Consider the following 23,915-nt stretch of genomic DNA (forward strand, 5'->3'; position numbering starts at 1 on the left):
ACAGCCGACAAGGAGCTCCATGCCCGCCAGCGTCAAAGATGTCGCCGCCCTCGCCGGGGTCTCCTCCTCGACCGTCTCGAACTACCTCAACCACCCTCACGTGCTGGGCGAATCGAGCGCCGCGAAGGTCCGGGCCGCGATCGAACAGCTCGGCTACGTGCCGAACGAATCCGCACGACAGCTGCGCGCGGGGTCGAGCAAAGCGCTCGCGCTGATCCTCCTCGACGCCTGGCTGCCGTACTTCCACGAGCTCTCGCGCGGTGTCGAGGACGTAGCCCGAGAGGGCGGGTGGTCGCTGTTCTTCAGCAACAGCGCCCGAGACGCCGCCCTCGAACGACGCAACATCGACATGTTCGAGGCGCATCGGGTGCAGGGCATCGTGATCTATCCGCTCGAAGACGTGGTGCCCCGACTCGAGCAGCTCGCCGACCGCGGCATCCGCTCGGTGGTGGTCGGGCCCATCCCCGACTCCCCGACCGTCGGCTCCGTCCTCTTCGACGACCGCGGCGGCGGCCGCCTCGCGGGTGAGCACCTGCTGGCGATCGGACGTCGCCGCATCCTGTTCCTCGGGGCGCCGAGCGTCAGCCAGTCCAACGACCGGCTGCAGGGGCTGCGCGACGCCGTGGAGGGCTCGGACGCCACCGTCGACGTGCTCGACGTGCCCCACCTGACGACGGATGACGGCCTCGAGGTCGCCGAGCGCATCCTCGCGATCCCTGCAGACGAAAGGCCCGACGCGATCTTCGCGGCGAACGACATGGTGGCGATCGGCGTGATGACGCAGCTGCTGCGTCACGGCATCCGCGTGCCCGAGGAGATCGCGCTCGTCGGCTTCGACGACGTCGCGCAGGCGCATCAGAGCGTCGTGCCACTGACGAGCGTGCGGCAGCCCGGGTACGAGATCGGACGGGCTGCGGGCGCCGCACTGATCCGCCAGCTCTCCGACCCCACGGCCGAGCTCCCCGCGCCGACGCCGTTCGCCGCCGAGCTCGTGGTCCGCGAGTCGACCGTCGGTCGCTGAACTCGCCCTCTTCTGAGTCACGCCTCCCCTGGCTGGAGCGCGTCGGGTTCACAACTCAGCATGAACCTGCGCCGAGCCGCCGCCGAGGCCCGAATGTCGCCCGGAGCACGCGTTCATGCTGAGTTGTGAACGCGCGACCGCCGACTCAGGCCGGAATCAGCCCCTCGTCCGCGAGCTCAGCCCACAGCCCACCCGGAATCTGCAGCGCCGCATACTCCGCGTTCTGCTGCAGCTGCGCCGGCCGACTCCCGCCCACGACCACCGACCGCACGACGTCGGACTGCAGCGGAAACTGGATCGCCGCGGCGGGCAGCGGCACGGCGTGGTCGGCGCACACGCGGGCGATGCGCACCAGCCTCTCCCACAGCTCGTCGGGCAGCTGACCGTACTCGTAGCGACCGTCACGGCGCGGCTCGCTCGACGCCAGCAGGCCGGAGTTGAACACGGATGCCGCCACGATGCCGGTGCCGGTCTCGCGACAGGCGGGCAGCACCTCGGCAGCGGCGGGCTGCTCGAGCAGCGTGTAGCGACCGGCGACCATGACCAGGTCGAGGTCGGCCGAGCGCACCGATGCGGCGAGCGCGTCCGACACCATCGAGCCGATCCCGATCGCCGACACCTGCCCGTCAGAGCGCAGCTGCTCGAGCGCCGGAAGCGCCTCGGCGAGCGCGAGGTCGAGGTCGTGTCGCTCGGGGTCGTGCAGATAGAGCAGGTCGATCTGCTCGATGCCCAGTCGCTCGCGCGACTCGTCGAGACCGGCACGGATCCCGTCGTTCGAGAAGTCCCACACACGCTGCAGATCGTCGGGCACGTGGAAGTCGTTCGCGGTGTCGAGCCCGCCGTCGTGGTCGGGGTTCGGTCGCAGGAGCCGGCCGACCTTCGTCGACAGCACGTACTCCCCACGCGGCTTTGTCTGCAGGAATGCGCCCAGGCGTCGCTCCGAGAGTCCGAGCCCGTAGTGCGGAGCCGTGTCGAAGTAGCGGATGCCGCTGTCCCACGCCGCCTCCAGGATCGCCCACGACTCGTCATCGCTCAGCGGGCGGAACAGGTTGCCGACGTTCGCCGCCCCGTACCCGAGAGCGGGGACCGCCAGAGCCTCAGACGCCGACATGCTGTCCCTTCCACGTGTAGGCGGCGATGCTCTCGGCCTTCATCTCCATGCCGGAGCCCGGCACAGTCGGCGCCATGTACGAGCCGCCCTGGATGTCGGTCGGGATCACGAAGTGCTCGTGCAGGTGATCGACGAACTCGATCATGCGGCCTTCGCGCGTGCCCGTGACGGCGACGAAGTCGAACATCGACAGGTGCTGCACGGCCTCGCACAGGCCGACCCCGCCGGCATGCGGACAGACGGGCACCCCGAACTTCGCCGCGAGCAGCAGGTTGGCGATGTTCTCGTTCACGCCCGCGACGCGCACGGCGTCGATCTGCATGACCGCGATCGCCTCGGCCTGCAGCAGCTGCTTGAAGATGACGCGGTTCTGCGCGTGCTCACCGGTCGCGACGCGGATGGGCGCGACTCCCCTGGCGATCTCGGCGTGACCGAGCACATCGTCGGGGCTGGTCGGCTCCTCGATCCAGGCGGGGTGGAACTCGGCGAGCGCGTTGACCCATTCGATCGCCTCCGACACCTCCCAGCGCTGGTTCGCATCGATCGCGATCGGGAAGTCGGGTCCGCAGACCTCGCGCGCCTTGCGGAAGCGGCGGATGTCGTCGTCGAGGTCGGCGCCGACCTTGAGCTTGATCTGGGTGAAGCCGTCGGCCATCGCCTCGCGGGCGAGCCGCTCGAGCTTCTCGTCGGAGTAGCCGAGCCAGCCGGGGCTCGTCGTGTATCCCGGATACCCGGTGGCCAGCAGCTCTCGTTCGCGCTCGATGCGGCCCGGCTCTGCGGCACGCAGGATCTCGAGCGCGTCCTCGCGCGTGAGCGCATTGGTGAGGTAGCGGAAGTCGACGAGGTCGACCAGCTCCTCCGGCGTCATCCGTGCGAGGAGCTGCCAGAGCGGCAGCCCCGCGCGCTTCGCCTTGATGTCCCAGAGCGCGTTGATGACCGCGCCGATCGCCATGTGCATGACGCCCTTCTCGGGCCCCAGCCACCGCAGCTGCGAGTCGCCGATGATGTCGCGGAACGTCGTGCCCATGTCGTCGAGCAGCGGCTCGATCTCGCGCCCGACGAGGTGCCCGGCGAGCGCGTCGATCGCGGCGACCTGCACGTCGTTGCCTCGCCCGATGGTGAAGACGAAGGCGTGGCCGTCGATGCCGTCCTCGGCGTCGGTGCGCACGATCACGTACGCGGCCGAGTAGTCGGGATCGGGATTCATGGCATCCGATCCGTCCAGACTCAGCGACGTGGGGAAGCGGATGTCGGTCGTGTCGAGGGCGACGATGCGGCTCACGGGGTCCTCTCGTGCACGGGGTGGGGATTCGTGCAGATCTCTTGGAGTGTAAACATCCGATGTCTATACTGTCAACGAGACGGGCCTCCATGGCGCGCCCCGCAACACAGAATCCTCAGTGATCAGGAGAGACATGAAGTTCGCACGGCTAGGCACTCCCGGCGCCGAGATCCCCGTCCTCGTCGACGGTGAGCGCTACCTCGATCTGAGGTCGGTGACATCCGATGTCAATGGCGACTTCCTCGCCGGTGACTTCCGCGCGCGGATCGACGCCGCCCGCGCCGCCGACGAGCTCCCGGTGCTCGAGGACGCCGCAGCGATGCGCATCGGAGCGCCGATCGCGCGCCCGAGCGCCGTCATCTGCATCGGCCAGAACTACGCCGCGCACGCCCGCGAGTCGGGCTCCGAGCCGCCGACCGTGCCGATCATGTTCCTCAAGACGCCGAACACGGTCGTCGGTCCGAACGATGCGGTCACGATCCCCCGCGGCAGCAAGAAGACCGACTGGGAGGTCGAGCTCGGCATCGTCATCGGTGCTCGCGCCGCCTACCTGGATTCACCCGACGATGCCGACGCGCACATCGCGGGCTACGTCACGGCGAACGACGTGTCCGAGCGCGCCTTCCAGATGGAGGTCTCGGGCGGACAGTGGTCGAAGGGCAAGATCGCCCCGGGCTTCAACCCGACCGGCCCGTGGCTGGTCACCCCCGACGAGGTCGACGTCGACGACCTGCGGCTGCGCAGCTGGGTCAACGGCGACGCGCGGCAGGACTCGAACACCGACGACATGATCTTCGACGTGCGCGTGATCGTGCACCACCTGTCGCAGTACGTCACTCTCGAGCCCGGCGACCTGATCCTCACGGGCACCCCGCAAGGCGTCGCGTTCGGCGGCAAGTTCCCGTATCTGAAGGCAGGCGACGTGGTCGAGATCGAGATCGAAGGGCTCGGGCACCAGCGCCAGGAGTTCGTGGCATGGGAGGCACAGAAGTGAGCAGCACACTCGACGGACTGGTCGCGATCGTCACCGGCGGCGCATCAGGAATCGGCGCGGCGGTCGCCACCCGGCTCCACGCCGACGGCGCGCACATCGCGGTGCTCGACCGCGACACCTCCGGGGCGGATGGCGCCTTCGCCGCGTTCACGGCCGACGTCTCAGACCGCGCATCGGTGGATGCGGCCGTGGCCGCCGTCGCCGAGAGATTCGGGCGCATCGACATCGTCGTCAACAACGCCGGGGCCGGGGCACAGGGCGACATCAGCGCGAACGACGACGACGAGTGGGCCCGAGTGCTCTCGATCAACGTCACCGGCATCGCCCGCGTCACCTCGGCAGCGCTGCCCTGGCTCAAGAGGTCGCCGAGCGCGGCCGTGTGCAACACGGCATCCATCGCCTCGACCACCGGGCTGCCGCAGCGCGCTCTGTACAGCGCGTCGAAGGGCGCCGTCTCGGCCCTGACGCGCGCCATGGCAGCCGACCACCTGCGCGACGGCATCCGCGTCAACGCCGTCAACCCCGGCACCGCCGACACCCCCTGGGTCGGGCGCCTGCTCGACTCGGCCTCCGACCCGGCCGCCGAGCGTGCCGCGCTCGAGGCCCGCCAGCCGCACGGTCGTCTGGTCTCGCCCGACGAGGTCGCGGCGGCTGTGGCCTACCTCGTGAGCCCCGCCGCGGGTTCGACCACCGGCACGTTCATCCAGGTCGACGGCGGCATGGCGCAGCTGCGCCTCCGCCCCGTCGGCAGCTGAGTCGGCCGCTACGCGCGGTCGCCCCGCAGCCATCCCAGGAAACCGCGACGAGGCCGCTCCTCCCGACCGTCCTCGCGCGGGGGCCTGGCCCCGACGCGGTAGAACTCCTCGGCATTGCGCCACATGATGGCGTCGACGTCGTGCCCGCGGCGTTCGGCCCAGCCGCTCACGGCATCCGCCCACCGGCTCCGCGCCGTGGGCTGGTACATCGGGGTTCCGTCTTCGTTGGCATACGGGTCGTCCGCTTCGGCGGGGCCGATGACCGAGACCGGCCAGTCACTGCCCCACATCAGTCGCTCGGCGCCGAACGCGTCGGCTGCGGCGTCGAGGAACGGATGCATCTGCTCAGCCGACCAGTCACCCCCGGCCTCGGCCGGAAGCCCCGACAGCTTGCACCACACGTTCGGATGCCGTGCGAGGTCGTCGAGATCCCGCACCCATTCCATCGTCGGCGCGACCGGAGCATCCGCGGTGCCGACCTGCGGCTTGCCCAGGTGATCGAGCACGATCCGCAGCTCGGGCACCGCCCCCGCGAGACGGGCGACCTCGGGAAGCTGGGATGCACGGATGCAGGCGTCGAAGGCCCACCCGTGCGCTGCGACCTCGCGGGCGCCGGTCACGAAGGCGGCCGACACCGCCAGCCCGTCTGGCTCGCCCTGCAGGTTGTGACGCACGCCGACCACGAGCGGCTCGGCCGCAAGGCCTTCAAGGTGGGCGGTCGTGTCGGTGCCGCGATCGAGACGAGCGCCGGCGACGATTCCGACCACTCCGATGCGGGCGGCCAGACTCGCCACCCAGCGCACCTCATCGAGGAAGTCGTCTTCGATGGTCTCGGCCTGCACGAAGACCGCTCTTTCGGAGGTCGCGTTCCCTATTCGCGCGTGCTCGATCTCGGTCTCACCGAACAGCCAGGCGAGCGGGCCTTCGAGCCAGGTGTAGTGCAGAAGCTCGGGATCCCAGAGATGCAGGTGCGAATCGAGTACGCGCATGCCTCCATCCTGCCGCAGACATCCGATGAATGGTTAGGATGACGCCATGGCAGTGACTGACGACGCGATCGAGAAGATCAAGGCGATGATCGTCTCGGGCGAGCTCGCCCCCGGCGATCGGCTTCCTCCCGAGAAAGAGCTGTCCGAACGCCTCGGCCTGTCGCGCAACTCGATGCGCGAGGCGGTGAAGGCGCTCGAGGTGATCCGGGTGCTCGACGTGCGACGGGGCGACGGCACCTATGTCACCAGTCTCGAACCCCACCTGCTGCTCGAGGCGATCTCGTTCGTGGTCGACATGCATGACGACGACTCGATGCTCGAGATCTTCGCCGTGCGACGGATGTTGGAGTCGCAGGCGACCGGCCTCGCGGCCACCCTCGGCACCGACGAGGCGATCGCCGATCTCGAGCGCGAGGTCGAATCCATCGATTCGACGGTGAGCATCGAAGAGCTCGTCGAGCACGACATCCGCTTCCATCGCGAGATCGTCGGCATGGCGGGCAATGCCTATCTCGCCAGCCTCATCGAGCATCTGAGCAGCCAGACCGTGCGCGCCCGCGTGTGGCGGGGGCTCACCGAGGGCGGAGCCGTCGAGCGCACCCTCTCGGAGCACCGGGCGATCGCCGACGCCATCGCCCGCCGCGATTCGGGCCTCGCGACCTCGCTCGCCACCGCGCACATCGCCGGCGTCGAGCGGTGGCTGCGTCAGGCGGCAACCGCCTGAGAGCGATCGGTGCGCCTCAGGCCCCGAGCCGCACCATCGCCGCGTCGAACTCCGCCGCCGAGCTGTCGCTGACCCCGTGGAACAGCATCTGCTCGATCACGTCCGGTGCCGCGGTGAAGTACGGCACCCCCGCGAGGCGCAGGCCGGTGATGTCGTCGGGCGACCGCAGGCTCGCGGCGAGCACGTTCGAATCGCTCCCCGCGCACATCTCCTGCATGCGGGCGATCACGGCGTCGCCGTCGATGCCGGCATCCCGCATGCGTCCGAGGTAGGGAGCGATGTAGTGCGCGCCGATCGAGGCGCACACCAGCGCCTGAGCGACCGAGTACACAGCGGTGACGAGCACGGTCGCGCCGTCGCGCACCAGAGCGGATGCCGCGGCGAAACCGTCGCGCGTCGCGGGCACCTTCACGACCACCCGGTCGCCGAGCGCCCTGATGCCCTCGGCGTTGCGGAGCAAGGATGAAGTGTCGCCGCCCCACGTCTGGAAGAAGATCTCGCGTGCACCCTCGCCTGCCCAGCGGGCGTAGAGGTCGGGGATCTCGGCGGCGGTGCGACCGCCGCGCTCGAGGATCGTCGGGTTGGTGGTGACGCCGTGCACGACGCCCGCGGCGAGGAGCGACGAGACGCGGTCGACGTCCGCGCTGTCGACGTAGAGACGGGGGGCCAGCGCGGTCATCGGGTCTCCTTGTGCACAACCTGTCGTTACAGGTTCGGATTCGGCTAATGTAATGACAGCCGCGGAGGATGTCAAAGCACCCCGCATCGACGACGATCAGGAGTGCCATGACAGCCGCCACCTCGCCCGATCGCACCGGCGTCGTCATCGTCGGCAGTGTGACCGCAGATGTGACGACCTTCTCGACGCGGCTGCCGGCCCGCGGCGAGACCATCCTCGGAGACGAGTTCACCCTGATGCTCGGCGGCAAGGGCGCCAACCAGGCTGTCGCGGCCGGTCGATCCGGAGCACGCACGAGCTTCGTCGGATGCGTCGGCGACGACCTCTTCCACGACCTCGTCGTCACTGGCCTGAGCGACGCAGGCGTCGATCTCGCCCACCTGCGCACCGTGCCCGGGCCGACCGGCATCGCCCACATCCGCGTCGACGCCTCGGCGCAGAACGACATCGTGATGGTGCCGCTCGCCAACGCCGCCCTGAGCACCGAGCAGATCGATGCGGCGCTCACTGCCCTCGCGCCCACCACGTCGGTGCTGCTCACTCAGCTCGAGACCCCGTCGGCTCTCACCGCGCACATCACGTCGCGCGGACGCGAGCACGGCATGACCGTCATCCTCGACCCGGCACCCGCCGCTCCGCTCGCCGACGCGGTGTGGGCGAACATCGACATCGTGACCCCGAACGAGACCGAGGCCTCGGTGCTCAGCGGCATCGAGGTGACGGATGCCGCGTCCGCCGCGCTCGCGGGCCGCTGGTTCCTCGACCGCGGCGTCGGTGCGGCCGTGATCACGCTCGCAGGTCAGGGATCGTGCGTCGTGACGGCAGCCGGAGCATCCGTCATCCCCCCGTTCCCGGTCGAGGCCGTCGACACCACAGCCGCCGGCGACGCCTACGCCGGATATCTCGGTGCGGCACTGGCGAACGGTCTGGAGCTGACGGATGCCGTGCGCATCGCCACCGCAGCCGGCGCCCTCGCCGTCACGAAGCAGGGCGCCTCGCCGAGCCTGCCGCTGCGCGCCGAAGTCGAGGCGTTCCTGGCCGCACGAGAAGCCCACTGACATCCCCCGAGGAGACATCATGCGCAAGACAGCGACGACCATCAACCCCGCCCTCTCGCGCGTGATCAGCGAGACCGGACACACCGACCTGCTGGTGGTGACCGATGCGGGGCTGCCGATTCCCCCGGGGTCCGAGCGCATCGACCTCGCCTACCGCCCCGGGGCCCCGGCGTTCTTCGACGTGCTCGACACCGTGCTCGCCGAACTCGTCGTCGAGGGCGCGACCGTCTCTGCGGAGGTGGCCGAGAAGAGCCCCGAGGTGCTGGCGGCGCTGCGCGAGCGCTTCGCCGATCAGGATTTCGAGATCGAGCTCATTCCGCACGTCGAGTTCAAGAAGCTCACGCACTCGGCGCGCGCGTTCGTGCGCTCGGGCGAGTTCACCCCGTACGCGAATGTGATCCTGCACGCAGGGGTGGCGTACTGACATGAACGACACGATCGACCGCCACTCCGCGGCGCCCATGTACGACCAGCTGCGTCAGCTGATCATCGAGGGCATCTCGAGAGACGGCCTGCAGCCGGGCGACCCCCTGCCCGGCGAGCACCGCCTGTGCGAGCGCTATGGCATCTCCCGCACGGTCGTGCGTCAGGCGCTCGCCCAGCTCGAGCACGAGGGGCTCGTCGAGCGGGTCAAGGGAAAGGGCACTTTCGTGTCCCGCCCGCGCACCAGCGAGAGCCTCGTGCACACGCTGGTCGGTCTGTACGACGACGTCGAGCGCCGCGGCGGCCACGTGCACAGCGATGTGCTGCGGCACGAGCAGACCCTGGCCGACGACGAGATCGCGGCGGCCCTCGAGGTCGAGGTCGGCGCCCCCGTCGTGGTGCTCGACCGCCTCCGTCACGTCGACGGCGAACCGTGGTCGCTCTCCACGACCTGGATGCCGGATGCCGTCGGCGGCGTCACACTCGGCGTCGACCTGTCGGAGCGGTCCCTGTATCGCCTGCTCGCCGATCACGACATCGTGGCCACCAGCGGTGTCCGCTCCGCCGAGGCCACAGTGGCCACCCACGAGCAGGCGCAGCATCTCGGTGTGAGTGCCGGCTCGGCCCTGCTGCGGCTGCGCAGTGTGAGTCGTTCCGCCGACGGCATCCCGATCGAGTACTTCGTGGCCCACCACCGCGGTGACCGCTCGCGCTTCGAATTCCAGCTGCAGCAGGAGCAGTCGCACGCATCGTTGCTGCACGTCGACGACGACGGCGGCACCTCGCGCGCCGGCACTGTTCGCTGACCGGCACTGTTTGGTGACCGGCACTGTTCGCTGACCGGCACTGTTCACTGAGCGGCACTGTTCGGTAGCCGGCACTGTTCGGCAGCCGAGTGCGCTGAGGCGGCTAGCCTGGCAGCGGAGCATGCGTCGCACCGAGCGATGCGAGCAGGGGGGCAGACACGATGGTCGACGACGCGCATCCACCGACTTCGGAACCCGAGCCGGTCATCCCGCCGCCTCCGGCTGCGGCTCCCGGTGATCTCTCTTCGTCGGTCCCCCTGGCGCCGCCGCTGAGTGGGCCACCCGCACCTCCCGGGTCGCCGCCGCCTGCACCCGGCGGGTCCGTCGCGCCGCCGCTGCCCCCGTATGCGTCGGGCCAGCAGCCGGGGCAGTATCCCCAGCAGCAGCCGGGCCAGTATCCGCCCCAGCAGCCGGGCCAGTACCCGACAGGCCGTCAGCCTTCCGGGCCCTATGGCGCGGCGTATCCGTACCCCTCGGCACCGCCGAGTCCTCCCTCGCGCTCGGGCAGGACCCTCGGCATCGTGATCGCGGCGGTCGCGGCGTTCGTGCTGATCATCGCCGTCGGGGTCGGCGTGGCCGTGAGCCTGCTGATGAGTTCGCGCGAGCCGGTCGCCGCACCGATGCCCTCCGCGACGGCCGCGGCTCCCAGCGAGCCCTCCGACGACCCCTCGACCGAGGAGTCGCCGTCCGACGACCCGGGTGACGCCGACGCATCCGCGATCGCCGACGTCCTCCAGGCGAAGATCGACGAATACAAGCGGCTGCGCGACAGCGGAGCGCTGTGGCAGAGCATCCCCGACACCGAGTTCAACCGCACCGCCGTCTCGGCCTTCCTGTACTTCCTCACCGACATGAAGGTCGCGACGATCTGGGGCGTCGACGAAGCGCAGGCGCAGGAGTACGAGGAGCGGATGACGATGCTCGAAGAGCGCCTGCTCGCTGAACAGCCGCTCGGCGACGACATCCAGATCACGCTCGAAGACGAGGTCTTCACGTACGACGGCGAGACGGGCGAGGGCGGCTACACGGCCAGGTAGCGGGGCGTTACGCTCGAAGGATGAGCGACTGGACCAGCACCGCGATCGCCCTGCTGGAAGCCGACGCGAACCGCAGTGCCGACACGCACCTGCACCTGTTCCCGCTGCCGCCCGAGTGGGGCATCGATCTGTACCTGAAGGACGAATCGGTGCACCCCACGGGGTCGCTCAAGCACCGTCTCGCGCGCTCGCTGCTCCTGTACGGACTCGTCAACGGCCGCATCACGGAGCACTCGACACTGGTCGAGTCGTCGAGCGGATCCACCGCCGTCTCGGAGGCGTACTTCGCGAGGATGCTGGGGCTGCCGTTCGTCACGGTCGTGCCGCGGTCGACGAGCCAGGAGAAGATCGACCTCATCGAGTTCTACGGCGGACGCTGCCACTTCGTCGACCGCGCAGAGGACATGTCTCCCGAGGCCCAGCGTCTCGCGTCCGAGTGCCACGGGCACTACCTCGACCAGTTCACCTTCGCCGAGCGCGCGACCGACTGGCGCGGCAACAACAACATCGCCGAGAGCGTGTTCAGCCAGCTGTCGCAGGAACGGCATCCGATCCCCCGCTGGATCGTCGTGGGTGCGGGCACCGGCGGCACCAGCGCGACCTTCGGGCGATACGTCAAGTACCGCCGCCACGAGACGCAGATCGCCGTCGTCGACCCCGAGGGCTCGGCCTTCTACGACGGATGGGCGGGAACCGTCGATCCACCCGCCGGGCGCCCCAGCCGCATCGAGGGCATCGGTCGACCGCGCGTCGAGGCCTCGTTCGTGCCGACGGTGATCGACGAGATGATCCGCGTGCCCGATGCGGGGTCGATCGCCGCGATCCGCATGCTGCGCGAGCGCACCCTGCACCTCGCCGGAGGCTCGACCGGCACCAACCTGTACGGGGCGTTCCAGCTGATCGCGCGCATGCGCGCGGCGGGCGAGACCGGCAGCATCGTCACGCTGATCTGCGACAGCGGCATCCGCTACGCCGGCACGTACTTCAACGACGAGTGGGTCGCGCAGCAGGGCTGGGACCTCACCCCGCACCTCGACCGCCTCGACTGCTTCCTCGACACCGGCGACTGGGTCGACTGAACGGGGGCCGACTCACCGGGGTTCGACTGACCTGCCGTTCACAACCCAGCATGGACACCCCGGATCGGCCACCTGGCCACGGTCTTCGGGTGCTTTCCGAGCGATGATGCTGAATTGTGAACGGCTACGCTGGCCGCATGACTACTCTCATCCTCACTGTCGCGGGTGCTGATCGCCCGGGTCTCGTCGCTGCCGTCGCCGATGTCGTCGAGGCCCACGGCGGCAACTGGGAGAACAGCTCGCTGGCCGAGCTCGCCGGGACATTCGCCGGCGTGATCGAGGTATCGGTCGCAACCGAGCGAACGTCCGAACTGCAGGACGCCCTGCGCGGCCTGCAGGGTCAGGGCCTGCTGACCCTCGCCGTTCTCACGGGCTCCCCGGCGGACACCGATGTCGAGGATCAGATGCTCGAGATCCGGGTGCTCGGCAACGACCGCTCGGGCATCGTCCGCGAGGTGTCGAACGTGCTGCGCGCGCACGACCTGAGCATCGAAGAGCTGGCCACCGAGACCCGGGATGCCGCGATGGCCGGCGGCCGTCTGTTCGAGGCGTCTGTGATCGCGCGGGTTCCCGAGTCGGTCGACCTCGACGCCCTGCGCCGTGACCTCGAACGCATCGCCACTGAGATCCAGGTCGACATCACCCTCGCCTGAGTCACAGGGCCAGAAGCACCGCGCATGGGATTCCTGGCGGCGATCGCCCGGGTGAACGCCGCTCACCCGTGGTCGCATAACGACGCCTACGCCGGATTCGTCCTCAGGCACGCCCGCGCGGTGCGTCGTCGTGGCGGAGACATCGCCGCCGATGTGGGCTGCGGCACCGGCAATCTGCTGAGCGCCCTGTCAGAGATCCTCCCCACGGCGATCGGCATCGAACCTGATCCGGATGCCGCGGCGGCAGCCGCCCGACGATTTCCCGGAGAAGCGGTGCGGATCGAAAACCGGACCTTCGGATCCGAACCCCTCGGAGCGTACGACCTGATCACCTTCGTCGCATCCCTTCATCACATGCCTCTGCGAGCGGCACTGCAGGATGCCCGCACAGCGCTCCGCCCCGGTGGCCGCCTGGTCATCGTCGGCGTCGCCAGGGAGACCTCGAAGGACGCCCTGCGTTCCGGGGCCTCACTGCTGCTGAACCCACTCGTCGGGCTCGTCCGCCATCCGAAGCGTGCGACGCGGCCTCCCGAGCACATGCAGGCTCCGATCGCGCACCCCGACCAGAGCTTCGACGAGATCCGCACGATCGCCAGCGAGGTGCTCCCCGGCATCCGCATGCGACGCCGCCTGTTCTGGCGATACACGGCCTCTTGGCAGGCACCGCACTGACGCGGGCCCGCCACGAGGTCGACTCACTCCGGACCGTCGAATAGGCTCCGGACATGGCCGACGGAATCAGCATCTCGATCGCGGACCGCCTCACAGCGGATGACCTTCACCGGATCGAGGCACTTCTCCCTCAGCTCTCGGCGACCGCTCGATTCGACTCGGAACGGGTGCTCTCGTTGCTCCAGGCGCAGAACACCGACCTGTTCGTCGCGCGCGAGTCAGGCCACATCGTGGGAATGGCCACCCTCGTGACGGCCCCGCTCATCACCGGATGGCACGGCAGCATCGAAGACGTCGTGGTCGATCAGAGCACCCGTGGACGAGGTATCGCACGCCTGCTGCTCGAAGCGATCATCGACGAGTCGCAACAGCGGGGGCTGCCGACACTCGACCTGACGTCCCGACCGTCTCGCGAATCGGCGTTGCGCCTCTACGAGTCCGTCGGCTTCGTCCGTCGCAACACGAATGTGCTGCGCTTCGCACCGCAGGGAGACTGAATCGAGGCGAGCATCGCGACCCCGCCGAGCTCAGTCCGGCTCGACGGCCGAGCCCTGGGCGACGATGTCGGTCTCGGTGTACCGCCGCACCCAGTACTCGGTCTGCGCGACGTGCGCGGATGCCGCAGCCGAGGCCGCGACCGGATCCGCAGCCGCGAGTCCGCGGAGGATCGCCCGGTGCCCGGCGTCCGAGTGCAGCTTCAGTTCGGCCGCGTCACCCGCATCCGGAATCCGATACGCCCGCGACCGTGAGCGCAGCACGTCGATGAGGCTCGTGAGGGCGTCGTTGCCGGCGACTTCGGAGATCGTCATGTGGAAGGCGTGGTCGAGGCGCGAGTGGTCCTCGAAGTCATCACTGGCCTCGATCTCATCGAGCACGCCGCTGAGCTCCTCGAGGGTCGCGGCATCGATGCGGGCCGCGGCGAGCGCGGCGGCATGCGGTTCGAGCACGCGGCGCAGCTCTGTCAGCTCGAGCACTCCGGCCATGGGCAGCAGCCCGACGGTCAGCGACAGGCTGCCGATGAGGTCGGCGGCGCGCAGCTCGCTGACATAGCTGCCTGAGCCGTGGCGGGTCTCGAGCACTCCGAGTGCGGCCAGCATGCGGATGGCTTCGCGCAGAGATCCTCGCGAGACTCCGAGCGTCTCGCACAGCTCACCCTCGCTGGGCAGACGGTCGCCGGGGCGCAGAGCGCCGTCGGCGATCAGCGCGCGCAGCCCGTGCAGAGCCGTATCCAAAGCGCTCATCGTGATCCTCTCTGACACCGGCCACTCCCCTGCGAGTCTGTCGGACGCGCGCTCTTCATCAAATTCGTATGACAACTATGTTTCATCTTCACCTTTCCATAGCCATATCGGAGCCTCTGTGGCAAAGTTGTGCAACAACTCCCCCACTGCACCGACGAGGACCGATGCCCGCACCACTCTTCCCCGCACCGCTCACGCTGAACTCCGGCATCCGAGCCCGTGATGCGTGGCCGCTCGATCCCGACGTGATCCATCTGAACCACGGCTCTTTCGGCGCAGTCCCCACCGCCGTCGTCGAACAGCAGGATGCGCTGCGCCGCCGCGCCGACCTGAGCCCGGTCGAGTGGTTCCCCCGCATCGCCGAGCGCGTGCAGCAGGCCCGCGAGCGCACCGCACCGTTCGTGGGCGCCTACGCCGAAGACAGCGTCTTCGTCCCCAACGCCTCGGCCGCGGCCACCGTCGTCTACAACGCCCTGCACCTCGAGCGCGGTGACGAGATCCTCGTGACCGACCAGGGCTACGGCGCGATCACGATGGGGGCGCAGCGTCTGGCCCGTCGCTTCGGAGCATCCGTCCGCGCCGTCGAGCTGCCGCTGCTCGCCTCCGACGACGAGGTCGTGCAGCGCTTCGCCGACGCGCTCACCCCGAGCACTCGCCTGATCGTGGTCGACCAGATCACCTCCCCCACGGCCCGGATGCTGCCGACGCGCCGCATCGCCGAGCTCGCCGCCGAGCGCGGCATCCGCACGCTCGTCGACGGCGCCCACGCCCCCGGTCTCGTCGCGGATGCCGCGGCTGTCGCCGGCGGCGACTGGTGGTTCGGCAACCTGCACAAGTGGCCCTGCGCCCCGCGCGGTTCGGCGCTGCTCGTCACGACCGCACCCGACCGCGACGACCTCTGGCCGCTCATCGACTCGTGGGCTGCGAACGAGCCCTACCCCGAGCGCTTCGACACCCAGGGCACGATCGACGCGACGACCTACCTGGCCACCCCCGCGTCGATCGAGTTCATCGAGCGCGAGTTCGGCTGGCACAACGCCCGCCAGGCGATGGTGCAGATGGCGGATGCCGGTGCCGAGATCATCGCCGAAGGCCTGCGCCCCTACGGCGACGAAGACCCCCTCACCCCGCTGCCCTCGCCCGTGCCGTCGATGCGGCTCGTGCGTCTGCCGCTCGGACTCGGATCCACACGGGAAGAGGCCGACGCCCTGCGCATGGATCTGCTCGACGAGACCGGCGTCGAGACCGCGTTCACCAGCTTCCGCGGCGTCGGCTACTTCCGCCTGTCGGCGCACCTCTACACCGAGGCGTCGGACTTCGAGGCCTTCGTCGAGCGCTGCATCCCGCAGATCCTCCGCCGAGCCGGCATCCGCACCCCCGACTCGATCATCGTCTCCTGACCCGACCACCCGCTCCACCCACCACCCGATCCACACCCACCCGACCCACCCGACCCACCACCATCACCAACTGAGAGGCACCTCGTGAAGAAGAACAGAATCTTGACGACCGCCGCGGGAATCGGCACCGTCGCCGCACTCGCGCTCACCGGCTGTTCCGCAAGCGGCGGCGACTCCGCCGACGGCACCGTCACCCTGCAGATGGTCGAGAGCCTGACCAACCCTGCACGCACCGACCTGCTCCGCGGGCTCCTCGACGATTTCGAGAAGGCGAACCCCGACATCAAGGTCAAGCTCGTCTCGCCGCCCACCGAGCAGGCGGATGCGAAGATCCAGCAGATGCTGCAGTCCGGAAAGGGCGTCGACGTCCTCGAGGTCCGCGACATCACGGTCGGCCCGTTCGCCAACAACGGCTGGCTGCACGACATCTCGGGCGACCTCGAGAAGTGGGACGGCTGGGACGCCCTGACCGACAACGCGCAGGCCGCGTCGGTGGCCACCGACGGCAAGAGCTACTTCGTGCCCTACGGCTTCTACGGCCTGTCGCTGTTCTACCGCACCGACCTGGTGGAGGAGGCCGGCTTCGACGGTCCCCCGCACAGCTGGAAGGACCTGCTCGAGCAGGCCAGCGCCATCCAGGACCCGTCGAACAACATCTACGGCTACGCGTTCCGCGGCGGTGCGAACGCGAACAGCAACGTGGTCGCGGCGATCGAGGCCTACACGATCGACGGCCTCGACGTCGATGACGCGTTCCTCATGGAGGACGGATCGACGATCTTCGCCGCCCCCGAGGCGCAGGAGGCCGTCGATGACTACTTCGACCTGTTCAAGGAGGCCTCGCCGCCCTCGGCCGTCTCGTGGGGCTACCCCGAGATGGTCGCAGGCTTCACCAACGGCACCACGGCGTTCCTGCTGCAGGACCCCGAGGTCATCGCCACGGTGCAGGACTCGTCTCTGACCGAAGACCAGTGGGACACCGCTCCGCTGCTCGTCGGCCCGTCGGGCAAGGCCGCGCAGCCGCTGGCCGTCGCCGGCTGGGGCGTCGCCGAGAACAGCGAGCACCAGGATGCCGCAGTCAAGCTCGTCGAGTTCCTCTCGTCGGCCGAGCCCGCGACCGAGTTCGCCCAGGCCAACAGCCTCGTGCCGATCATCTCGGATGCCGCGGACGACGAGTTCTACTCGACCGGCCCGTGGACCAGCTACGTCACCATGACGGAGGATCCCGAGACGTACGTGAACGTGCGTCAGCCGCGTGGCGTCAGCTGGTGGACCGAGTGGATCCAGAAGTCCGACCAGGATGTGCAGAACGTGCTGCTCGGCAACATGTCGACGAGCGAGCTGCTCGAGTCGTGGGACACCTTCTGGACCGAGAAGTACGCTGCGGAAAAGGGCTGATCCGTGACCCGGACCGCACTCGAAGGGGGCTCCGTCGGCACCGCCGGCGGGGCCTCCCCGGCATCCCGCCGGCGCCGCCCGTTCCGTGGCCGCCACGCGCTGACGCTGCTGGCCTTCATGGCCCCGGCGATCGTGTTCGTGTGCTGGTTCACCTACTGGCCCATGCTGCAGGGCGCACGCATGGCCTTCCACGACTGGAACCTGTGGGATCTCACGTCTACCCCCTGGGTGGGCTTCGACAACTTCGTCACCGTCTTCCAGGACCCGGCGTTCCCCATCGTCGCGTGGAACTCGGTGCTCTGGGTCGTCGGCTCGCTCGTGCCGCAGCTCGTGATCGGGTTCCTGATCGCGCTCGCACTGCGCAAGCGGTTCCGCTTCCGCGGGCTCTACCAGGCTCTCGTGTTCTTCCCCTGGGCGGTGTCGGGATTCCTGATCGGGATGCTCTTCCGCTGGATGTTCAACGCGGAGTTCGGCGTCGTGAACGACCTGCTCATGAAGGTCGGTCTGATCGACGCCCCGCTCCCCTGGCTGGCCGATCCGAAGCTCGCGATGTTCGCGGTCATCGTGGCCAACATCTGGTACGGCGTGACGTTCTTCGCGATCATGATCCTCGCCGCGCTCCAGTCGGTGCCTGACGAGATGCTCGAGGCCGCGAGCCTCGACGGCGCCGGCAAGGTGCGCCAGCTCTTCTCGATCATCATCCCGTACATCTCGATGACGCTGTTGCTCACGATCCTGCTGCGCATCATCTGGATCTTCAACTTCCCCGACATCATCTACGCGATGACGAACGGCGGGCCGGCGAACCAGACGCACATCATCACGACATGGATGATCAACTACACCCAGCAGGGCAACTACGGCATCGCGAGTGCGATCGGACTCATCGTGGTCGCGTTCCTGTTCGTGTTCTGCGCGTTCTACCTGATGGCGATGCGGAAGGTGCAGCGATGACCATCACCGGCACAACAGTCACCGAGACCAGGCGTCTCACCGTTCCCGACATCGCGAAGGCACCCCGCCCGAAGCGCAAGGCGTCGGTCGGCGGCGTCGTGCGTGTGGTCGGGCTTCTGCTCTGGCTCGTCATCACGCTGTTCCCGCTGTACTGGATCGCACTGACGTCGTTCAAGTCACCGGGCACGATCAACTCGTTCCCGATCGAGTACTGGCCGTCCGAGCCCTCGTTCGACAACTACGTCAGTCTGTTCCAGCAGAGCTCGTTCGGGGTGTTCCTCGCCAACTCCGCGATCGTGGCGACGATCGCGGGCGCGGTGGCGACGCTGATCGCGCTGCTGAGCGCCTACGTGATCGCCCGCTTCGAGTTCCGCGGCAAGGGAACAGTGCTGGTCGCGTTCCTGCTGACGCAGATGATCCCGGCGTTCATCGCGCTCGGCCCGCTGTACTCAATGATGACCGACCTCGGCCTGGTCGACACCAAGCCCGGTCTGATCCTCGTGTACATCGCGGTCTGCATCCCGTTCTCCACCGTGATGCTGCGCGGGTTCTTCGAGAACGTCCCCGACGCCCTCGAAGAGGCGGCGATGATCGACGGATGCTCGCGTTTCGGCGCTCTTTTCCGGGTGCTCGTGCCGGTGATGACCCCCGGCATCATCGCCGCGTTCATCTTCAACTTCGTCAACTGCTGGAACGAGCTGTTCCTGTCGGTCGTGCTCATGAACACCGATGAGAACCGCACGGTGCCGTCGGCGCTGAACGGCTTCATCTCGACGTTCAACATCGACTGGGGTTCGATGTCGGCGGCCGCCGTGCTGACGATCCTGCCGACGATGGTGATGTTCGCTCTCGCGAGTCGCTGGATCGTGCAGGGACTGACAGCCGGAGCCGTCAAGGAGTAATCGCTCCCGCGCATGACGAAGGCCGCCGTTCATTCCGAACGGCGGCCTTCGTCATGCGGTCATCAGACCAGGCGCGCCTTCGGCGACACCGAGTACGTGGCCTCGGCGTCGCGGTTGACCGTGTCGCCCAGTGCGGCGTCGATGGCCGCGAGGGTGTCGGCATCGAGCGTCACACCCGAGGCCTTGACCGTCTCGGCGAGCTGCTCGGGGCGCGAGGCTCCGACGAGAGCGGCGGCGACGTTCGGGTTCTGCAGCACCCACGCGATCGCGAGCTGCGGCATCGACAGGCCCGCCTCTTCGGCGATCGACTTGAGCTTCTGCACCGCGGTGAGGATGTCGTCCTGCAGGAAGCTCTTGATGAACTCCGAGCCGCTGTGCGGGTCGGTCGCGCGCGAGCCCTCGGGCACCGGCTGGCCCGGAAGGTACTTGCCCGACAGCACGCCCTGGGCCATCGGCGACCAGACGATCTGCGAGATGCCGAGCTCTTCGGATGCCGGCACGACCTTGCCCTCGATCACACGGTGCAGCATCGAGTACTGCGGCTGGTTCGAGATCAGCTGCACGCCGAGCTGCTTCGCGAGCGCGTGGCCCTCCTGCAGCTGCTCTGCCGTCCACTCCGAGACGCCGATGTAGAGCGCCTTGCCCTGACGGACGACGTCCGCGAACGCCTGGAACGTCTCCTCCAGCGGCGTCTCGTAGTCGAAGCGGTGCGCCTGGTAGAGGTCGACGTAGTCGGTGCCGAGGCGCGTCAGCGAGCCGTTGATCGACTCGAGGATGTGCTTGCGGCTCAGTCCGGTGTCGTTCGGGCCCTTGGGACCGGTGGGGAAGTAGACCTTCGTGAAGATCTCGAGCCCTTCGCGGCGCTGCCCTTCGAGCGCCTTGCCGAGCACGACCTCCGCCGCGGTGTTGGCATACGTGTCTGCCGTGTCGAACGTGGTGATGCCGGCGTCGAGCGCCGCGTGCACCGTCTTGACGGCGGCGTCGTCTTCGACCTGAGAAGCGTGCGTGACCCAGTTGCCATAGGTGATCTCAGAGACCTTGAGACCGCTGTTGCCGAGATAGCGATAGTTGACCATGCAACAACGCTACCGGCCCCCGCAGACACCGGGCCCGGATCTCCGTGACCGGTCGGGTATCCTTCTGTGACCGCACGCGATCGCACACGTGCGACACGTCCGCTTCGGGGGGAGCACCATGACGATCTCGATCGACTCAGACCGGGTGGATGCCGTGCTGGCGAGTCTGCGGTCAACCGGGGCGACTCTGTCGATGCCCGCTCCCGCGGCTCGCGCCTCGACATCTTCCGTCGCTGCGGCCTTCGACCGGGCGCTCGCGTCCGTCGACCTCGCCGCACACTCAGCAATGAATGCGACCTCGAGCGCAGCCATCGCACTCTCCGACAGCGTCGCCGGCGCCGCCGAAGATCTTGCGAACCTCGACGAGGCGGCTGCCGACGTGCTCCGTCGGCTGGACGCCGAATCCCCCACGCCCCTCATCACGATGCCCCGGGGCATGATGTGATGGGCCCGTGGGAGAAGGCCCTCTCCGACCTTGCGACAAGTGCGGCGTACACCGGCCACGGCAGCTACCCCAGCGCCGCGCAGCGATGGGAGGAGGCGACTGCGGCCTTCAATTCCACCGCGGCATCCACCGGCTTCGAGGGACACGTCGCCGACGCGGCAGCCGTGGCACTTCGAAGTGCCGCCTCAAGGGCGACCACATTGGCACGAGCCGCCGACTCGGTGCCCACCCTGCTCGACGAGGCCGATGCGATCCGAGGCCGCGCTCAGAACGCCCTATCGTCGCTTCCTTCATCGGTCGTCCCTCCCCTTCTCCTCTCACCGGCCGTCTCCTTGGGGCTGGGCCCGGATATCGCCCGTGCCTTCACCGCCCGCCGCGAGTGGGTGGCGAAGGCATCGGTCACCCAGGCCACCTCGCAGTTCGCCGCGATCACCCCGGCTCTTCTGCAGATCGGCATGGTCTTCGATCCTGATGTGACGGCATTCGAGCTCGGCACAGGGACGACCACCGCCGATGGCCGCTACCGCATCGGACCACCCGATCAGCCGGAATACGCCTGGGATGAAGACTTCGTCTACGGCTCGGAGGACGCGACCTTCGAGGACTTCCTCGCATCGGAGGAATGGAAGACGAAGCTGCTCGGGGCGCGGATGTTGAGGCCGGATCTCGCCGACGCGACAGCAGCCTACGGACACTACTGGGACAACACCGGCGAGCCATGGGCCTTCGACTACGAGAAGGCCTACCGCGAGGACGAGGGCGTGCGCGCCGATATCGACGACCAGATCCTGCTCGCTCAGCGGGCGGCCGACGAACTCGCCGGATCCGGCGGCTCATCGTTCTCGTTCACGGGCGAGCCGAGCCTGACCGGACGGTATCCGACCACCGAGAACTGGCAGAAAGCGATCGGCGCACATCAGCAGTGGGCGAGCGGCGACGTCGTCGTGAAGGACGGCGTAGCGACCATGGTTGTCACTGTGCATGGCGATGACCGGTACAACTTCAATCGCGGACAATCCGACATCGCGTCCGCAGCGCCCGATGACGAGAACGGACGCTTCACCGAGATCGGGTGGGCGAAGCCGTTCGACAGCACCGGGTCCGTGACTCGCACTGTGACCTGGACGCTCGGCGACCCGGACTCGGTCTCCATTTCTGACGCTCCAGCCGAAGGCCGGTAGAACCCCATGCGCCGACTCTCCTCCCTCCTCATTCTTGCCTTGATGACCACCGCGGTCACCGCGTGCACACCTGCCACCCCCCAGCCGACGGAGACGACAGTGACCAATGGAACCGCAGAGAAGCACGGCGACGGCGTTCTGCGTACAGACCTCGCTCCCATCGCAAAGCGCTACCCGCAGCTCAGCGCGGCGGAATCCGTTGAGTGGATGGGCGGCACAACCGGGTCGAGTGACATCGGCCCCACCACATACTGGGTGGACGTCGTCGCGACGCTCCCCGAATCTGAGATAGAGGCGCTGCGCAGCGCCGGCGATCTCGAGCAGATCGACCCTCCCGTCCTGGTGCCTGGCATGGCGTCCAAGGTGCCCGCGGGACCCTTCGAAGGCTCCCCCGAGTTGGACGCCCTGTTCTCGGCCGCAGGCTACAGCGCCTCGGTCGCGATCGATGCCGCGACTCGAACGGTGGTGCTGACCGGGCTCTTCGAGTAGTCGGCGATTCACTACGATCGCAGCCATCAGGTCTCGCACCCTAGGAGCGGTCGCTGAGAGCATCCCGATACTCCCGCCACGCCACGCCGAGTCGCCGCACCCCCTCGGTGAGCACGTCGTCGGGCGCAGTGAACGGGATGCGGATGTGATCGTCGGGCAGAACGGATGCCGCGAACGCCGCGCTTCCGGCGATCGACACCCCGTGCACGGCCGCGATCCGGGAGAAGGCGCCGGCCGACCCCACCGGCAGGGCGGCCCAGAGGGAGAGCCCACCGCGAGGCTCGATCCAGCGCCAGTCGGGCAGGTGCTCGGCCAGCAGCGACCGCACGAGCGTCAGACGCTCGCCGTGGATGCGACTGGTCGCGGTCCGCAGGTCGACGGCGCTCGCGAGCAGGTCGAGTGCGAGGAGCTGACCGGGCACACTCGTCGACTGGTCGGCGAGCTGGCGCGCCGCGCGCAGTCTGCGCACCAGAACGGGGTCGGCCCGCAGCCAGCCGATCCTCAGTCCCGCCCACGCCCACTTCGACACCGACTCGACGACGATGATCGGCGCATCGGCGCGTTCCGCCGCCAGCGTCGGCGGCACGACGCCGTCGAACGAGATGCCCGCGACCACCCTGTCTTCGATGACGGGAACTCCGTACTGCGCGGCCAGTTCGGCGACGCGATGTCTCGCGGCCGCAGGGAGTCTGGTGCCCGTGGGGTTCTGGTGGTGGGGGTTGAGGGCGATCGCGACCGGGCGCAATCGGGCGATCGCGACCTCGAGCGCATCGACGTCGAGCCCGTCATGTCCCATCGGGATGCCGTGCACCACGCCTCCGCGAAGGCCGACCGAGTCGGTGACCCCGGGCCAGGTCACCTCCTCGGCGAGCACCACGTCACCGGGGCTGACCAGCGCGTTGATCACGAGGCTGATCGCCTGCTGCGCGCCGTGGGTGACCAGGATCTGCTCGCGCGTCGTCGGCGTCCCCTCCGCGCAGTACATCTCGGCGATCAGCTCGCGCAGCGCAGGCAGCCCGGCGGGGTCGGTCTCGGGGAGCAGAGCGAGTTCGAGCCGCGGTCGGTGCTCGCGGATCAGCTGGACGGCGAGATCGGAGAGCTGCGGCACGGTGCGCAGCAGATCGATCGCGTTCGGCGACGCCGAGAAGAGCGCCTCTCCGCGCCCTGGCCGCTGCGCGGATGCGATCGCCGGCGTCGCGACTCCGGCGACCCTCGTGCCGCTGCCCTGACGCCGGTCGACGAGCCCGCGTTCGGCGAGGTCGGCGTAAGCCGAGACGACCGTGCCCCGAGAGACCGCGCTCGCTGCGGCGAACCCGCGCTCCGCCGGAAGCCGGTCGCCCGCCCGCAGCTCGCCGCCCGAGATGAGAGCGGCCACGCCGTCGGACAGCCGCGCCGCCAGAGTGCCCTCGCCCTGAGTCCATCGACCGAGTCGAGCAGCCAGGACCTCCGCCGACACCTCGCCCGATCGCACGAGAGGCGCGACTCCACCGGCCGATCGCTGGGCCACTGGCCGGTCATTGGCTCTGTCGATGATGCCCATGGCATC

At 68.7% G+C, this 23,915-nt stretch carries 26 protein-coding genes; 19 read left to right on the forward strand and 7 right to left on the reverse strand.

The features are described from left to right. The first annotated feature begins 19 nt into the window (after window positions 1-19). Window positions 20-1,021: a LacI family DNA-binding transcriptional regulator gene (locus ASF87_RS04315; protein WP_056374430.1), complete on the forward strand. Its 1,002-nt coding sequence runs from the start codon at window positions 20-22 to the stop codon at window positions 1,019-1,021. Window positions 1,022-1,166: 145 nt separating this feature from the next. Here ASF87_RS04315 and ASF87_RS04320 read toward each other — a convergent pair whose 3' ends face one another. After that, complete coding sequence (locus tag ASF87_RS04320) at window positions 1,167-2,132, reverse strand: aldo/keto reductase (RefSeq protein ID WP_056374432.1); 966 nt, start codon at window positions 2,130-2,132, stop codon at window positions 1,167-1,169. Then, a complete protein-coding gene (locus ASF87_RS04325; RefSeq protein WP_056374434.1) occupies window positions 2,119-3,414 on the reverse strand; it encodes an L-fuconate dehydratase in 1,296 nt (431 codons plus the stop codon). The genes ASF87_RS04320 and ASF87_RS04325 overlap by 14 nt, the downstream gene beginning before the upstream one ends. A 133-nt stretch (window positions 3,415-3,547) precedes the next feature. Between ASF87_RS04325 and ASF87_RS04330 the strand changes: the two genes are divergently transcribed. After that, window positions 3,548-4,408, forward strand: coding sequence for a fumarylacetoacetate hydrolase family protein (locus ASF87_RS04330; protein WP_056374436.1), 861 nt, complete (start codon window positions 3,548-3,550; stop codon window positions 4,406-4,408). After that, window positions 4,390-5,163: an SDR family NAD(P)-dependent oxidoreductase gene (locus ASF87_RS04335; protein ID WP_056374437.1), complete on the forward strand. Its 774-nt coding sequence runs from the start codon at window positions 4,390-4,392 to the stop codon at window positions 5,161-5,163. Before ASF87_RS04330 ends, ASF87_RS04335 begins: the two co-directional genes overlap by 19 nt. A gap of 8 nt (window positions 5,164-5,171) precedes the next feature. Here ASF87_RS04335 and ASF87_RS04340 read toward each other — a convergent pair whose 3' ends face one another. Next, window positions 5,172-6,152 (reverse strand): amidohydrolase family protein, encoded by a 981-nt coding sequence (locus tag ASF87_RS04340; protein ID WP_056374440.1) that lies wholly within the window; start codon window positions 6,150-6,152, stop codon window positions 5,172-5,174. 46 nt (window positions 6,153-6,198) lie between these two features. On the opposite strand from ASF87_RS04340, the gene ASF87_RS04345 reads away from it, so the two are divergent. Continuing rightward, window positions 6,199-6,876: a FadR/GntR family transcriptional regulator gene (locus ASF87_RS04345; RefSeq protein ID WP_042541364.1), complete on the forward strand. Its 678-nt coding sequence runs from the start codon at window positions 6,199-6,201 to the stop codon at window positions 6,874-6,876. A gap of 16 nt (window positions 6,877-6,892) precedes the next feature. Here the strand turns inward: ASF87_RS04345 and ASF87_RS04350 are convergent, their stop codons facing one another. Continuing rightward, entirely contained in the window at window positions 6,893-7,555 is a 663-nt protein-coding gene (locus tag ASF87_RS04350) for a transaldolase family protein (RefSeq protein ID WP_056374441.1), read from the reverse strand. Between the two features lie 107 nt (window positions 7,556-7,662). Here ASF87_RS04350 and ASF87_RS04355 point away from each other — a divergent pair, with 107 nt between their 5' ends. The 8 genes from ASF87_RS04355 to ASF87_RS04390 all read left to right on the forward strand — a co-directional run bounded on the left by ASF87_RS04355 (window position 7,663) and on the right by ASF87_RS04390 (window position 13,780). Next, complete coding sequence (locus tag ASF87_RS04355) at window positions 7,663-8,613, forward strand: ribokinase (protein WP_056374443.1); 951 nt, start codon at window positions 7,663-7,665, stop codon at window positions 8,611-8,613. A 19-nt stretch (window positions 8,614-8,632) separates the two neighbouring features. Next, complete coding sequence (gene rbsD, locus ASF87_RS04360) at window positions 8,633-9,037, forward strand: D-ribose pyranase (protein ID WP_042541360.1); 405 nt, start codon at window positions 8,633-8,635, stop codon at window positions 9,035-9,037. 1 nt (window position 9,038) lies between these two features. Next, window positions 9,039-9,842 (forward strand): GntR family transcriptional regulator, encoded by an 804-nt coding sequence (locus ASF87_RS04365; RefSeq protein WP_056374446.1) that lies wholly within the window; start codon window positions 9,039-9,041, stop codon window positions 9,840-9,842. 521 nt (window positions 9,843-10,363) lie between these two features. Further along, window positions 10,364-10,879 carry a hypothetical protein gene (locus ASF87_RS04370; protein WP_052492983.1) on the forward strand — a complete coding sequence of 172 codons (516 nt, stop codon included), beginning with the start codon at window positions 10,364-10,366 and terminating at the stop codon, window positions 10,877-10,879. Between the two features lie 20 nt (window positions 10,880-10,899). Beyond that, window positions 10,900-11,958 (forward strand): PLP-dependent cysteine synthase family protein, encoded by a 1,059-nt coding sequence (locus ASF87_RS04375; RefSeq protein ID WP_056374449.1) that lies wholly within the window; start codon window positions 10,900-10,902, stop codon window positions 11,956-11,958. Between the two features lie 137 nt (window positions 11,959-12,095). Beyond that, the gene (locus tag ASF87_RS04380; protein WP_056374451.1) at window positions 12,096-12,611 is read left to right on the forward strand and encodes a glycine cleavage system protein R; all 516 of its coding nucleotides are present in this window, start codon (window positions 12,096-12,098) and stop codon (window positions 12,609-12,611) included. Window positions 12,612-12,635: 24 nt separating this feature from the next. Next, the gene (locus ASF87_RS04385) at window positions 12,636-13,283 is read left to right on the forward strand and encodes a class I SAM-dependent methyltransferase (RefSeq protein ID WP_056374453.1); all 648 of its coding nucleotides are present in this window, start codon (window positions 12,636-12,638) and stop codon (window positions 13,281-13,283) included. A 53-nt stretch (window positions 13,284-13,336) separates the two neighbouring features. Then, a complete protein-coding gene (locus ASF87_RS04390) occupies window positions 13,337-13,780 on the forward strand; it encodes a GNAT family N-acetyltransferase (protein WP_056374456.1) in 444 nt (147 codons plus the stop codon). Window positions 13,781-13,810: 30 nt separating this feature from the next. On the opposite strand, the gene ASF87_RS04395 is transcribed toward ASF87_RS04390, so the two are convergent. Then, entirely contained in the window at window positions 13,811-14,524 is a 714-nt protein-coding gene (locus ASF87_RS04395; protein WP_056374458.1) for a FadR/GntR family transcriptional regulator, read from the reverse strand. 164 nt (window positions 14,525-14,688) lie between these two features. On the opposite strand from ASF87_RS04395, the gene ASF87_RS04400 reads away from it, so the two are divergent. From ASF87_RS04400 to ASF87_RS04415, 4 genes are all read left to right on the forward strand, one after another. Further along, complete coding sequence (locus ASF87_RS04400; RefSeq protein WP_056374460.1) at window positions 14,689-15,924, forward strand: aminotransferase class V-fold PLP-dependent enzyme; 1,236 nt, start codon at window positions 14,689-14,691, stop codon at window positions 15,922-15,924. An 84-nt stretch (window positions 15,925-16,008) separates the two neighbouring features. After that, window positions 16,009-17,322 carry an ABC transporter substrate-binding protein gene (locus ASF87_RS04405; RefSeq protein ID WP_056374463.1) on the forward strand — a complete coding sequence of 438 codons (1,314 nt, stop codon included), beginning with the start codon at window positions 16,009-16,011 and terminating at the stop codon, window positions 17,320-17,322. A 3-nt stretch (window positions 17,323-17,325) separates the two neighbouring features. Then, window positions 17,326-18,276: a carbohydrate ABC transporter permease gene (locus ASF87_RS04410; protein ID WP_056374465.1), complete on the forward strand. Its 951-nt coding sequence runs from the start codon at window positions 17,326-17,328 to the stop codon at window positions 18,274-18,276. After that, the gene (locus tag ASF87_RS04415; protein ID WP_200933691.1) at window positions 18,273-19,178 is read left to right on the forward strand and encodes a carbohydrate ABC transporter permease; all 906 of its coding nucleotides are present in this window, start codon (window positions 18,273-18,275) and stop codon (window positions 19,176-19,178) included. The genes ASF87_RS04410 and ASF87_RS04415 overlap by 4 nt, the downstream gene beginning before the upstream one ends. 62 nt (window positions 19,179-19,240) lie before the next feature. Here ASF87_RS04415 and ASF87_RS04420 read toward each other — a convergent pair whose 3' ends face one another. Continuing rightward, window positions 19,241-20,254: an aldo/keto reductase family protein gene (locus ASF87_RS04420; protein WP_056374466.1), complete on the reverse strand. Its 1,014-nt coding sequence runs from the start codon at window positions 20,252-20,254 to the stop codon at window positions 19,241-19,243. A gap of 118 nt (window positions 20,255-20,372) precedes the next feature. Here ASF87_RS04420 and ASF87_RS04425 point away from each other — a divergent pair, with 118 nt between their 5' ends. The 3 genes from ASF87_RS04425 to ASF87_RS04435 all read left to right on the forward strand — a co-directional run bounded on the left by ASF87_RS04425 (window position 20,373) and on the right by ASF87_RS04435 (window position 22,369). Then, entirely contained in the window at window positions 20,373-20,699 is a 327-nt protein-coding gene (locus ASF87_RS04425; RefSeq protein ID WP_056374468.1) for a hypothetical protein, read from the forward strand. Next, window positions 20,699-21,880 carry a hypothetical protein gene (locus tag ASF87_RS04430; RefSeq protein ID WP_056374470.1) on the forward strand — a complete coding sequence of 394 codons (1,182 nt, stop codon included), beginning with the start codon at window positions 20,699-20,701 and terminating at the stop codon, window positions 21,878-21,880. The genes ASF87_RS04425 and ASF87_RS04430 overlap by 1 nt, the downstream gene beginning before the upstream one ends. A 99-nt stretch (window positions 21,881-21,979) precedes the next feature. Continuing rightward, on the forward strand, window positions 21,980-22,369 hold the full coding sequence (locus ASF87_RS04435) for a hypothetical protein (protein ID WP_056374471.1): 390 nt from the start codon (window positions 21,980-21,982) through the stop codon (window positions 22,367-22,369). Window positions 22,370-22,409: 40 nt separating this feature from the next. Here the strand turns inward: ASF87_RS04435 and yczR are convergent, their stop codons facing one another. Continuing rightward, window positions 22,410-23,909 carry an aminotransferase-like domain-containing protein gene (yczR, locus tag ASF87_RS04440; RefSeq protein WP_056374474.1) on the reverse strand — a complete coding sequence of 500 codons (1,500 nt, stop codon included), beginning with the start codon at window positions 23,907-23,909 and terminating at the stop codon, window positions 22,410-22,412. Between the last annotated feature and the right edge of the window lie 6 nt (window positions 23,910-23,915).

The organism is Microbacterium sp. Leaf161, assembly GCF_001423645.1.
GTDB classification, from domain to species: Bacteria; Actinomycetota; Actinomycetes; order Actinomycetales; family Microbacteriaceae; genus Microbacterium; species Microbacterium forte.